Raw genomic sequence first — 10,802 nt, 5'->3', positions numbered from 1 at the left:
CCTAACCGGCAGACCAGCGCCCCGACCACCCGACAACACACCCAACCCGCGCCTCAGCCTCGGCCCCAGACCTGAGGATTCGTGCGACAGCCTCTGCTCTGCAAACGGCATCACCAAGACCTCCACGCAGGCCACTGGCACATCCGCATTCTCGACGGCATCGTCCACGTCACCCGCCCCACCTGGGCCGACCCCACCCCGATCCCACCCGGCAGATACCGACCACCCCACGCCCACATCACCCACCAACCCACCCCCAACCGCCACGACCCGTGGGGCGACCACCTCACGCCCACACCACCCACCAAGCCGCCGCCGGTCCCACAGGACCCGTGGGGTGACGACGCGCCTGCGCCACTCGAGGGCACCGCACCGGCAGGCCCACAAAACCCGTGGGGTGACGACGCGCCTGCGCCACTCGCGGGCACCGCACTGGCGGGCCCACAATATCCGTGGGGAGATGACGACATCCCCGTCCCACCCACGAAGCCGCCGGCGCCAATCCCGCAAGACCCGTGGGGCGATGACGACACGCCTGGCTTGCCTACGAACGTGGCACGGCCAGTTACGAAAGACACCTGGGGCGACGACCTGACCGCATCACCGACCACCAACGCCCCGGCCCCGTTCGACCCATGGGGCGAAGACACGGCGGATGCCAGCTGACGTCTCCGCGCGGCCATCGGTCCCGGCACCACTGAAGTGACGACGTGCCCGTGCACCCGTAAGTGCGCGATGGAATCGAGCGAGCGGGCGCGACGAGAGTGGCGTTTCTTCCGGCGCTGATGTTGTCGGGCGTGGCCTGCGTAGGCACGGGCGGTGACGTATCCGGGTGGCATTGGCTCCGGACACGCGCCGCGGCGACCGCGGCTGCAAACGGTTCGGGGAGGAATCATCATGTCTCAGCAGTATCCGCAGTACACGAACAGCCCGACGCAACCGCAACCGGGCCAGGGGTTTGCCGGCAATCCGCCGTACAACCGATGCCGGAACCGCAGTTGCAGCCGCCGCCGAAGAAGGTGCGCCGGTGGGTTCCTTGGGTCGTTGCCGCAGGGACCTTCCTGCTCGGGCTGATCATCGGCAGCGCCGGGAGCAACGGGAGCGGCACGAGCACGGCGGGCGCCGGCGTACCGCAGCCGACCGTGACCAAGAATGTGCCCGGCCCGGCCGGTGCGACCGTTGCGGGACCGACCGTCACGCAGACAGTGCCTGGACCGGCGAAGACGGTGACGGCGCCGCCGCCCGGACCGAAGGCTGCGATCACCGAGGACGGGGTGTACCTGGTAGGTACGGACATCAAGCCCGGCACCTATCGCAACGGCAACGAGGGCGACTGCTACTGGGCCCGCCTCAAGAACACCAACGGCGACCTCGACGCGATCAATGCCAATGGGAACGGCGGCAACCAGGTCGTCACGATCAAGAAGTCCGACAAGGCCTTCGAGACACGTCGCTGCGGTTCTTGGGCCAGGATCGGCTGACCGTACGCCGACGTTCGAAGGAAGAGGGAATCATGTCGAATTCGATGGCGGCCGGTGCTCGCGTTGCGGTGGCGATCGGGGTGGTCAAGTGGGTGCTGATCGGGCTGGCGATGGTCACAGCAGGGGTCGGCATTCTGCTCACGCTGGTTGACCCGACCGCCGACTACACCGTCGTGGCCGGGATCGCGTGGGCCGTCGGGTGTGTCGTGTGGAGCTTGTTCGTGTGGGTGTTGTTCGGGTGGTTCGAGCACACGCTGTCGGCGTTGGTCGCGATCGCCCGGAACACCGGACAACAGTTCCCGGTGTCGTACGACGTACCGCCGGCGGCGTACGAGCAACGCCGGGGGTGAATGTGTTGTGCCAGAGGCGGGAGTTGAACCCGCACGCCCGGGGGCGCCGGCACCTAAAGCCGGTGTGTCTGCCGTTCCACCACTCTGGCTGAGGAGGGCTGGTGCCTCCCCTGGGTAGACATCCTAGGGGAGGCGTCGGCCTTCGGTGGGATCAGCGGCTCTGGAGGGCGTCGATGAAGACGTTCTTCAGGTCGCCGGGGTTGCGGGCGACGTACGACGCGCCGCCGGTGGCTCCGGCCAGGGCGGCGAGTTCGTCGGCGTTCGCCTCCGGGCCCATGCCCAGGGCGATGATGCGGACCGGGCGGGACGGGTCCTGCTGGGCCCTGAGCGCCTGGACGGCCTCGGCCAGCGTGGGGCTCCCGGGGTCGTCGTTCTTGCCGTCGGTGAACAGCAGGACCGTGTTGACCGCGGTCGCCTTGTACTCCTGCCGGACCTGGCGGACCGCGGCGATCGCGGTGTCGTACAGCCCGGTGCCGCCGTTCGGGATCGGGTGCTGGATCTTCAGCTGCTCGACGATCTTCCCGCGCTGCCGTTGCGACAGCGGAGCGATCGGCACCAGCGGTTTGAAGTCGGCCTTGTCCGCGCCGATGTTCGTGGAGAACGTCCACAGGCCGAGCTGGGCGCTGTCCGGGAACAGGTTCAGGCCGCCGATCGCGGCTTCGATCGTGAGCTGCATCCGGGTCTTGGCGCCGACCTTCTCCGCCATCGAGCCGGAGATGTCGATGACCGCCAGCGAGTGGGTGGACAGCGACAGCCGGGTCCAGTTCTGCAGCGTGGTGTCGATCGCCTCGCTGGTCGGCTTGGTCAGCTGGTTCACGTCGCCGACGCCCCGACCGCCGCTGAGCGGGTTCAGCGTGGTGTCCCGGAAACCGGCCTGGTCACGCGCCTGCGCGGCGCTGTCGGTCAGCAGTTCGGTGGCCAGCGCCTGGGCCGCGTTGTTCGCCGAGTCGGTGTCGGACTTGGCCGTGACCACGATCGGGTAGTCCAGGTACAGCGTGCCGGTGTCCGGCTGGATGGCCCGGAGTTGCGCCTCGGGGTGCTCCTCCTGGTACTTCACGAAGCTCTGCTCGGACGCCGGTACGACGGTCTTGCTGCCGTCCTGGTCGGCGCGACCGAACAGCGCGTTGACGTCCGTGTACGGCTTGGCCATCGACCCGAGTCGCTGGGCCAGCGGAACGACCAACTGCGACACCTGACCGTCGGAGGCCGACGTCTTCTGCCGCTCGCTCTGCACGGCCAGCAACGTGAGTGCGCCGGGAGTGGTGTTCAGCGGGTCGAGCAGGGCCGGCTGGTTCGCGGCCATGATGCGTAGCCAGGACGAGGTGTCGGCGAAGTTGTCGCGCCGGCCGACGATGATCATCGGCGACGTGGCGATGGAGGCCACCGCGATGCTCGGGACGCTCTGGCCGTCGTCGGCCTGGGCGACCCACAGCGAGGAGTCCGGAACCCACAGGTCCGGGCGGTTGTCGCTGCCGTGCGCGACGTCCCGCGCGATCTGTGCCGACGGCGCCGAGCTGACGGTGACCTGCAGGCACGGGGTGCCGTCCTTGCCGCCCTTGGCCGCCAGCGACTTGGCCGCGGCTTCGAGCGGGGACTGCATCTCGGGCGTCGTGGCCAGCTGGATCTGTGTCGGGTCGGCGCAGGCCTTGCCGGCGCCGAGGAACCCGTCGGCGCCTGCCTCGGACCCGAAGGACCGGACTACGAAGACGGCGCCCAACGACAGCACCAGTAGCCCGACCGCGGTGATGTACACCGAGCGACGGTTGTTGTTACTTCGCGTCACCGCAGAGGAATGTTTTCCCATCGCGGCAGGTCCCTCCCTCCCAGAGGCAGACTGCGCGCGCAGATTACCCGGTTTCCGCACGTCACGGCGAAGGCCGCCGACGGTCGTGACACACCCGTCGCTGAACCGGAACCGTCCCCGGAGTACCGCTCTTTCACAGGAACGCTTAAAAACTCACCGAGAGTGCCGACTCCGCTGCGATCCGCTGAGATGTTCGTGTGACCCAAATCACAGCGCTAGTTTGCTTAAACGACCGTTCCATGGACCAAGGGCATGAAACGGTCGAATGTTTCCCTCCGGAAACGCCCAGGGTGAGGTGCCTTTTCACAATCCCAGGTCAGGATCCAAGGATCACAGCCCCAGGTCGCGGCGCAGCTTGGCGACGTGGCCGGTCGCCTTCACGTTGTACTGCGCGACCGCGACCTTCCCCTCCGGGTCGACCACGAACGTGGACCGGATCACGCCGGTCACTTTCTTCCCGTACATGGTCTTCTCGCCGAACGCGCCGTACGCCTGCAGGACCTCCTTGTCCGGGTCGCTGAGCAGCGGGAACGTCACGCCGTCGCGCTCCCGGAACTTCGCCAGCTTGGCCGGCTTGTCGGGGGAGATCCCGAGTACGGCGTACCCGGCGGCCTGCAGCGAGTCGAGCGAGTCCCGGAAGTCGCAGGCCTGCTTGGTGCAGCCCGGGGTCATCGCGGCCGGGTAGAAGTAGACGATCACGTTCTTTCCGCGCAGGTCCGCCAGTGCCACCTCGTTGCCGTCGGCATCGGGCAGGGTGAAGTCGGGGGCGGTGTCGCCGACGGACAGACGATCGGACATCAGGTCCTCCACGGGTAGGTCTACTGAGCGCAATGTTACGTGCGGAAGAACAGACCGCTGTCTGGGTGCGAGCGGGCGGTTCGTGGGTGAAGATGCGCAGATGAGTCGCGCATCCTCCCGCCAGTTGTTCGACGGCTACCTCGACCCGCGTCGTCCGCATGCCGGGGCGTACGACGAGATGTTCGATCCGGTCGACGGTGTGCGTACGGCGTACAGGCGGCTGCACGACTCGTTACAGCCGTTGCAGCCCGCGGACCTGACCACTCGGTCCGAGGCGCTCGACCGGGCGCTCGTCGACCAGGGGATCACGTTCAGCCTGTCAGGGGAGGAGCGGCCGTTCCCGCTGGACCTGGTGCCGCGGGTGATCACGGCGTCGGAGTGGTCGCGGCTGGAGCGTGGCGTCGTACAGCGGGTGCGGGCACTGGAGGCGTTCCTGGCCGACATCTACGGCGAGCAGCAGATCGTTGCGGACGGCGTACTGCCGCGCCGGCTGATCACCTCCTGTGAGCACTTCCACCGGCAGGCAGCCGGTATCGCACCGCCGAACGGTGTCCGCATCCACGTGGCCGGGATCGACGTGGTGCGTGACGAGCAGGGCGACTTCCGGGTGCTCGAGGACAACCTGCGGAGCCCCTCCGGGGTCTCGTACGTGATGGAGAACCGCCGGACGATGGCACGGGTGTTCCCGGACCTGTTCGCCAAGCACCGGGTCCGTGCGGTCGGCGACTACGCCGTACACCTGCTCCGCTCGCTGCGGGCCGCGGCACCCGGCGTGACTGACCCGAACGTCGTCGTACTGACACCAGGTGTCTACAACTCGGCGTACTTCGAGCACTCGCTGCTGGCACGGCAGATGGGGGTGGAGCTGGTCGAGGGGCGGGACCTGTTGGCCCGCAACAACGTCATCTACCTGCGGACGACAGAAGGCGAGCAGCGCGTCGACGTGATCTACCGGCGGATCGACGACGAGTTCCTGGACCCGGTGCAGTTCGTTCCGGACTCCGTGCTCGGTGTGGCGGGTCTGGTGAACGCGGCCCGCGCAGGCAACGTGGTGATCGCCAATGCGATCGGCAACGGTGTCGGTGACGACAAGCTGATCTACACCTACCTTCCGGAGATCCTCAAGTACTACCTGGGCGAAACGCCGCTGCTGCCGAACGTCGACACGTACCGGTGCTGGCTGCCCGCAGAGCATGCTGAAGTACTGGACCGCCTGGACGAGCTGGTCACCAAGCCGGTAGAGGGCTCTGGTGGGTACGGCATCGTGTTCGGGCCGGATGCCTCGCCCAAGGAGCTCCAGGCACAGCGGAGGCGCATCAGGGCCAACCCACGGGGCTGGATCGCGCAACCCGTCGTACAGCTGTCCACTGTGCCGACGAAGGTGGGTGAACGGCTGCAGCCACGACATGTGGACCTGAGGCCGTTCGCGGTCAACGACGGCGAGGACGTGTTCGTCCTGCCGGGTGGACTGACCAGGGTGGCGATTCCCGAGGGCAGCCTGATCGTCAACTCGTCACAAGGCGGCGGGTCCAAGGACACGTGGGTGCTGGCGCCCAGAGCGTCCGGTGAGGACGCAGAGCTTCGTGGACCCGGTCTCGGGACCCCCGCGGTGAAGCCGGAGAGTACGCCGGAGCAAGGCCCTGAGCTGAACGTCGCCCAACAGCAGCAGCAACAGTGATGAGGAGGTGCTGACGATGCTCGCACGCAACGCCGAGTCGCTGTACTGGATCGGCCGGTACGTCGAACGCGCGGACGACACCGCGCGGATCCTCGATGTCTCGGTCCACCAACTGCTGGAGGACGCCACCGTCGACGCCGACACGGCCAGCCGCCGGCTGCTCTCGGTCCTCGGCATCACCCCACCGGACGGCAGCGAGCTGGATGTGTGGGGCCTGACCGAGCTGGTCGCGATGTCGCCCGAGACCGGGTCGATCGTGTCCTCGATCGCCAGCGCGCGGGAGAACACCCGGGTCGCGCGTGAGGTGGTGTCGAGTGAGCTGTGGCAGTGCATCAACGCGATGTGGAACGCCGTACCCGAGCGGCAGCGTGCTGCGCGCCGGGTGGGGCCGCACGAGTTCTTCACGTTCGTGGAGAACCGGGCCGCGATGTTCGCCGGGCTGGCCGACTCCACGATGAGCCGCGACGACGGCTGGCGGTTCCTGGTGCTGGGGCGGTCGGTGGAGCGAGTGGACATGCTTGTCCGGCTGCTGATGTCCCGAGTAGGCGACCGGCCCACGTCGCCCGGCTGGGTGACAGTACTGCGTTCTGCGGGTGCGCACGACACGTACCTGCGGACGTACCGCGGTGCGCTCGACGCGTCCCGCGTGGTGCAGTTCTTGTTGCTGGACCGGCTCTTCCCGCGGTCAGTGTTCTATGCGCTGCAGCAGGCGGAGTCCTGTCTGGAGGACCTCGACCACGGGCCGTCGGCGCGGATCGGTGCGGGTGCGGAGGCGTCGCGGTTGCTGGGGAAGGCACGCAGCGACCTCGAGTTCCTGCAGCCGGCGGAGCTGCTGGACAACCTGACCGGCAGACTGCAGGCGCTGCAGGCGACGGTCCGCGATGTCGGTGAGGCGGTGTCCCGGCAGTACTTCCATGCGGTGCCGTGGATCGAGTGGAACAACACGGAGGTGAACCTGTGAACTGGCGCCTCCGCGTCGTGCACACGACGGGCTACCGCTACGCGACGGCCGTGACCCAGTCCTACAACGAAGCCAGGCTGACACCGCGTCATGACGACCGGCAGAACCTCATGGTGGCTCGGCTGGAGACGATCCCTCCGGCCCGCGCGTACAAGTACACGGACTACTGGGGCACCGAGGTCAACTCCTTCGATCTGCACAGCCCACACACCGAACTGAAGGTGATCGCGGCCTCCGTCGTCGAGACGAGCGACCAGCCGCCACCGTCGACTGAGGTCACCTGGATGCAGCTCAAGTCAGCAGACGTCCTGGACACGTACGCCGAGTACCTGGAGTGGACCACCTACGTGCCGAAGCACCGGGAGCTGTCCGCGGTCGCCCGCTCCTTGCGCAGGGGCCGTTCGTCGCAGGAGACCGTGCTGGCGGTGTCCAAGTGGGTCCACAACACGCTGAAGTACCAGCGCGGCACCACAGGTGTGCACTCGTCCGCTGTCGACGCGTGGCAGGCCGGTGAGGGCGTGTGCCAGGACTACGCGCACCTCACCCTGGCCATGCTGCGCGCGGTCGGTGTACCGAGCCGCTACGTCTCGGGCTACCTGCACACCAAGCCGGACGCGGCGGTGGGCGAGACGGTCGTCGGCGAGAGTCATGCGTGGGTGGAGGCGTGGACCGGCGAGTGGTGGGGCTTCGACCCGACCAACGACATCTCGATCGGGCACCGGCACGTGTGGGTCGCGACGGGCCGCGACTACGCGGACGTGTCGCCGCTGAAGGGCATCTACTCGGGCGAGGCGGCGACGGCCATCGAGGTGACCGTCGACATGACCCGGTTAGCCTGACCCGATGCGGGCCATGACAGTCACGCCGGGCAAGTCCGACTCGGCGACAGTGGGCGACGTCCCAGAACCTCCCGTCGTCGACGGTTCGATCCTGGTGGAGGGCTGGCTCACCGGCATCTGCGGGACCGACCTGGAGCTGGTCTCCGGAGCGTTCGGCAGCGGCCGTCCCGGTGCCGACCACCTCGTCATCGGGCACGAGTCGCTCGGACGCGTGCTAGAGGCACCCGTCGGCTCCGGCTTCGCCCCAGGTGACCTGGTCGCCGGAGTGGTACGCCGACCAGACCCGGTGCCCTGTCCGGCATGCGCACGAGGTGAATGGGACTTCTGCCGCAACGGGCAGTACACCGAGCGCGGCATCAAGGAGATGGACGGGTACGGCGCTGAGCGCTGGCGGGTCGACCCGTACTTCGCCGTACCCGTGCCGGCTGCACTGGGAGAGCTCGGTGTGCTTGTGGAGCCGGCAAGCATCCTCACCAAGGCGTGGGAGCAGGTGGACCAGGTCGGAGCCCGATCGTGGTTCGCTCCGCAGCACGTACTGGTGACGGGTGCCGGACCGATCGGATTGCTGGCCGCACTGATCGCCCGGCAGCGCGGGTACGACGTACACGTGCTGGACAGGGTTGAGGACGGGCCGAAGCCAGAGCTGGTACGGGCGCTTGGCGGGACCTACATCACCGAACTGGCGCTGCTGAACGTCGTACCGGATGTGGTGATCGAGGCAACGGGTGCTGGGCAACTGGTGTTCGACTGTGCCGCGCTACTGCCGCCTGCTGGTGTGATGTGTCTGGCCGGGATCCACCCCGGGCCGGCGACTGTCGACGTACAGCTCGACGCGCTGGTCCGGCAGCTGGTGGTCCGCAACGCGGCCCTCGTCGGGACGGTGAACGCAGGTAAGCGGCACTACGCCGACGCGGTTGACGTGTTGCTGGCCGCGGACCGGGCCTGGCTGGAGCGGCTGATCACTCGGACCGTGCCGCTGTCCGAGTGGCCGGACGCATTGGTACGGGAACCGGAAGACATCAAGGTGGTCGTGGACCTGCGAGCATGACCTGCGAGGATGGTGGGTGACCGGGGCAGACCGGGGCAGCCCCGCCGATGGAAGGAGCGCCGACACGTGGCGGACACGAAGGCTCGGACCGCCGAGCAGATCGAGGCGGACATCGCCGCCACCCGGGCGCGCCTGGCCTCGGCCGTGGACGAGCTGGTCGACCGGGCGAACCCGAAGAACCTCGCCCTGCGGCAGGTCGAGCAGGCCAAGGCCCAGGTCTTCGACGAGCGGGGTCAGCTGCGGACCCAGAAGATCCTTGCGGTCGTCGGTGCCGTGGGCGGTGTGGTCGGTGTGCTCCTGGTGATCCGCCGGCTGGTGGGTCGCCGGTGACTTCACGCAAGCGGCTGTCCGACGACAAACTCCCGATCCGGATGCTGCACGACCGCGTCCTGGTCTCCCTCGAGCAGGAGGGCGAGCGGAAGTCGTCGGCGGGCATCCTGATCCCCGCCACCGCGCAGATGGGGCGCCGCCTGTCCTGGGCGAAGGTGGTCGCGATCGGCGCGAACGTGCGGACCGTCGAGGTCGACGACCGGGTGCTGTTCGACCCGGAGGATCGGGCCGAGGTGGAGGTGCGCGGCGACGACTACATCCTGCTGCGCGAGCGCGACCTGCACGCGGTGGCCGCCGGCCGCCTGGAGGACGGCCAGACCGGCCTCTACCTCTGAAAGCTCTGAAATCTGAACCGGACCGGCGGCTGAGCTGACTTCTGCGCTGACTTCTGGCCGGATTTCTGGGCAGTGCCGGTGACCAGGTCGCGGACGAACGCGCCGACCAGCGGCACGAACTTGAATCCCTGGCCGGAGAACCCGGCGGCGACCGTCACCGGTCCGGCGCGGTCGATGACGAAGTCGGACGTCGGCGTGCTGTCGTAGAGACAGCTGATCGCCGCGGACCTGTGAGGGTCCAGTCCCGGGTACCACTGCTCGACGTACCGCAGCAGCGCCGAGTCCCGCTCGGGCTCCGGCTGGAAGTCGCGCTCGTCGGGGTCCACCTCCGGCCCGGTCGCGTGCAGTCCGACCTTGACCCCGGAGCCGGGCTCGTAGAGGCCGTAGCTGGTAGGGCCGTGGTGCACGAAGGACGGCCACTCCAGCTCGTCTGACCGGGGTGTGAAGAACCGTGGCTGCTCCTGAGTCACCGTGAACGGTGGCAACGACACCAGTCCGTCCGCCAGCTTCGGAGTCCACGGTCCAGTGGCCAGTACGACGTGCCGTGCCCGCACTGCGCCCCCTGGTACGTCGAGCTCGACAAAACCGTGATGCGCCCTCAGCGCCCGTACTGGTGACTGCACGCGGAACTCGGCGCCCAAACGACCAGCCACGACCTGTAGCGCGTGAACGGTCCGATCGGCGTACAGCCGACCTGACCCCGGCTGGTAGAGCACGGCGGTCTCGAAGCGGAAGCCGGGCCACCTCTCAGCAGCCTCCGCTGCCGACAACACGGACCCGGTTGCCCCGTGCAACGATCGGAAGGCCTCGATCGACGCGTCGCCCATCCCGTGGTCGATCCCACCGGTCTCCTCGAGCAGCGTCTCGCCCGACTCGGCCTCCAGCTCCCGCCACAGCGGCCGCGCCCGCTCAGTGAGCTCAGCTATCTCGGCGTCGTCCGCAGCGGACCGGAACAACCGCGTCGCGCCGTGCGACCCGCCGCGCTCGTGCCCGAGCGTGAACTGCTCCAGTAAAACGACCTCTCGCCCGGCCGCGGCCAGCGCCCGCGCGGCAGCCGACCCCATCGCGCCGGCCCCCACCACTGCCACGTCATACGTCATTCGGTCACCCCCTGTCCGCACTGATCGTAGTGATCTGGACAGGCGATCTCAGCCGCCGAGCGGGTGGGGGAGAATAAG

Annotated in this window: 11 protein-coding genes and 1 tRNA gene; 8 read left to right on the top strand and 4 right to left on the bottom strand. The window is 68.2% G+C overall.

Going from position 1 to position 10,802, the window contains the following annotated elements; all coding sequences use genetic code 11:
• The first annotated feature begins 983 nt into the window (after nucleotides 1-983).
• Both EV651_RS26355 and EV651_RS26350 read left to right on the top strand, forming a co-directional pair.
• Complete coding sequence (locus tag EV651_RS26355; protein WP_133787924.1) at nucleotides 984-1,481, top strand: hypothetical protein; 498 nt, start codon at nucleotides 984-986, stop codon at nucleotides 1,479-1,481.
• A gap of 32 nt (nucleotides 1,482-1,513) precedes the next feature.
• Entirely contained in the window at nucleotides 1,514-1,831 is a 318-nt protein-coding gene (locus tag EV651_RS26350; protein ID WP_133787923.1) for a hypothetical protein, read from the top strand.
• 8 nt (nucleotides 1,832-1,839) lie between these two features.
• On the opposite strand, the gene EV651_RS26345 is transcribed toward EV651_RS26350, so the two are convergent.
• From EV651_RS26345 to bcp, 3 genes are all read right to left on the bottom strand, one after another.
• Nucleotides 1,840-1,920: transfer RNA gene (locus EV651_RS26345), tRNA-Leu, on the bottom strand.
• Nucleotides 1,921-1,982: 62 nt separating this feature from the next.
• Nucleotides 1,983-3,584, bottom strand: a complete 1,602-nt coding sequence (locus EV651_RS26340; protein ID WP_238157199.1) for a substrate-binding and VWA domain-containing protein — start codon at nucleotides 3,582-3,584, stop codon at nucleotides 1,983-1,985.
• A 381-nt stretch (nucleotides 3,585-3,965) separates the two neighbouring features.
• Entirely contained in the window at nucleotides 3,966-4,433 is a 468-nt protein-coding gene (bcp, locus tag EV651_RS26335) for a thioredoxin-dependent thiol peroxidase (RefSeq protein ID WP_130381896.1), read from the bottom strand.
• A gap of 178 nt (nucleotides 4,434-4,611) precedes the next feature.
• Between bcp and EV651_RS26330 the strand changes: the two genes are divergently transcribed.
• From EV651_RS26330 to EV651_RS26305, 6 genes are all read left to right on the top strand, one after another.
• Nucleotides 4,612-6,111, top strand: a complete 1,500-nt coding sequence (locus EV651_RS26330) for a circularly permuted type 2 ATP-grasp protein (protein WP_202870520.1) — start codon at nucleotides 4,612-4,614, stop codon at nucleotides 6,109-6,111.
• A 16-nt stretch (nucleotides 6,112-6,127) separates the two neighbouring features.
• Nucleotides 6,128-7,072, top strand: a complete 945-nt coding sequence (locus EV651_RS26325; RefSeq protein WP_133787920.1) for an alpha-E domain-containing protein — start codon at nucleotides 6,128-6,130, stop codon at nucleotides 7,070-7,072.
• Nucleotides 7,069-7,911 carry a transglutaminase family protein gene (locus EV651_RS26320; RefSeq protein ID WP_133787919.1) on the top strand — a complete coding sequence of 281 codons (843 nt, stop codon included), beginning with the start codon at nucleotides 7,069-7,071 and terminating at the stop codon, nucleotides 7,909-7,911. The genes EV651_RS26325 and EV651_RS26320 overlap by 4 nt, the downstream gene beginning before the upstream one ends.
• A gap of 4 nt (nucleotides 7,912-7,915) precedes the next feature.
• Nucleotides 7,916-8,959, top strand: coding sequence for a glucose 1-dehydrogenase (locus EV651_RS26315; protein WP_133787918.1), 1,044 nt, complete (start codon nucleotides 7,916-7,918; stop codon nucleotides 8,957-8,959).
• A 66-nt stretch (nucleotides 8,960-9,025) separates the two neighbouring features.
• Complete coding sequence (locus tag EV651_RS26310) at nucleotides 9,026-9,289, top strand: DUF3618 domain-containing protein (protein WP_238157198.1); 264 nt, start codon at nucleotides 9,026-9,028, stop codon at nucleotides 9,287-9,289.
• 41 nt (nucleotides 9,290-9,330) lie between these two features.
• Nucleotides 9,331-9,624: a co-chaperone GroES gene (locus EV651_RS26305; protein WP_198682459.1), complete on the top strand. Its 294-nt coding sequence runs from the start codon at nucleotides 9,331-9,333 to the stop codon at nucleotides 9,622-9,624.
• On the opposite strand, the gene EV651_RS26300 is transcribed toward EV651_RS26305, so the two are convergent.
• Nucleotides 9,615-10,724, bottom strand: a complete 1,110-nt coding sequence (locus tag EV651_RS26300) for an FAD-dependent oxidoreductase (RefSeq protein WP_133787916.1) — start codon at nucleotides 10,722-10,724, stop codon at nucleotides 9,615-9,617. The genes EV651_RS26305 and EV651_RS26300 overlap by 10 nt on opposite strands.
• Nucleotides 10,725-10,802: the final 78 nt, after the last annotated feature.

Source organism: Kribbella sp. VKM Ac-2571 (assembly GCF_004362255.1).
GTDB classification, from domain to species: Bacteria; Actinomycetota; Actinomycetes; order Propionibacteriales; family Kribbellaceae; genus Kribbella; species Kribbella pratensis.
This window is presented reverse-complemented; position numbering and strand designations above follow the sequence as displayed.

What these genes read in the sequence shown, in the direction of transcription:
- EV651_RS26330 (WP_202870520.1), top strand. Translation starts at nt 4,612, where the DNA reads ATGTTCGATCCGGTCGACGGTGTGCGTACGGCGTACAGGCGGCTGCAC.
- EV651_RS26300 (WP_133787916.1), bottom strand. Translation starts at nt 10,724, where the DNA reads ATGACGTATGACGTGGCAGTGGTGGGGGCCGGCGCGATGGGGTCGGCT.
- EV651_RS26325 (WP_133787920.1), top strand. Translation starts at nt 6,128, where the DNA reads ATGCTCGCACGCAACGCCGAGTCGCTGTACTGGATCGGCCGGTACGTC.
- EV651_RS26355 (WP_133787924.1), top strand. Translation starts at nt 984, where the DNA reads ATGCCGGAACCGCAGTTGCAGCCGCCGCCGAAGAAGGTGCGCCGGTGG.
- EV651_RS26350 (WP_133787923.1), top strand. Translation starts at nt 1,514, where the DNA reads ATGTCGAATTCGATGGCGGCCGGTGCTCGCGTTGCGGTGGCGATCGGG.
- EV651_RS26315 (WP_133787918.1), top strand. Translation starts at nt 7,916, where the DNA reads ATGCGGGCCATGACAGTCACGCCGGGCAAGTCCGACTCGGCGACAGTG.
- EV651_RS26305 (WP_198682459.1), top strand. Translation starts at nt 9,331, where the DNA reads ATGCTGCACGACCGCGTCCTGGTCTCCCTCGAGCAGGAGGGCGAGCGG.
- bcp (WP_130381896.1), bottom strand. Translation starts at nt 4,433, where the DNA reads ATGTCCGATCGTCTGTCCGTCGGCGACACCGCCCCCGACTTCACCCTG.